This window comes from Lawsonibacter hominis (genome assembly GCF_014287895.1).
In the GTDB taxonomy this organism is placed as follows: domain Bacteria; phylum Bacillota; class Clostridia; order Oscillospirales; family Oscillospiraceae; genus Lawsonibacter_A; species Lawsonibacter_A hominis.
This window is the reverse complement of record NZ_JACOPP010000086.1, coordinates 1-734: the sequence shown is the minus strand read 5'-3', so window position 1 is coordinate 734 and position 734 is coordinate 1. Positions and strand designations below refer to the sequence as shown.

Genomic DNA, 734 nt, shown 5'->3' with positions numbered 1-734 from the left:
TATGGCTCCATACCTTTATCTTTGTGCCGCAGATACCACTCTTTTCGGGCTGCCTTTGACAAATCTGTACTCATCGCCTTTTGCCGGTCATCATATTCCATATCAAGGCTCATGGCAGTCTGCTCCAAAGCAATTAAAATCTCACAAATCATCTGTTCGGTGAAGTAGGCTTTGCGGGCCTCTGTATATTCAAAAGACTGAACCTCACGGTCTTTGCACAGCATGGTGCGAATTACGTCGAGAATTTTATTGGCAATCAGCTTATCGGCCTCCGCCACAGCCTTTTCCTGCTGTTCTTTGATGTGCGCCGGGTCGGTGTCATAGAGCATGGCAAGACGGGTCTTGCTCTCTGCGTAGTCCTGTACCAAATTGCGGATGTACTCGTTGTTTTCCTTCAAGAAGGCAACAAAGGCATCCAATTCGGCCTTCACATCCTCTGGAAGCAATTTGTAATACAGCCGCCCCTTTTTCGGCATTTTCTCCTTCAGCGCGAACAGGCGTGAGATAAAGGGGGCAATCTTCATTGCACCAACAACGCTATCCAAAGGGGAAGTCCCCAGCTCATCATCCGTGATACGCCCAAACGCTTCACGCAGGCGGCGATATTCCTGCGGGTGAAGATGCTCCATGTACTTCTCAAACTCGTCAATCATTTCGTCTGTGATGGCCGACAGGTGTTCCTTTGCCCGCTGTTTGGCCTCGCAATACTCTTTGATACGCTCGGCAAAGGTATC

At 49.3% G+C, this 734-nt stretch carries 1 pseudogene; it reads right to left on the bottom strand.

The features are described 5' to 3' along the window. A pseudogene (locus H8S57_RS16880) lies at nt 1-734 on the bottom strand (MobP3 family relaxase); the annotation flags it as partial.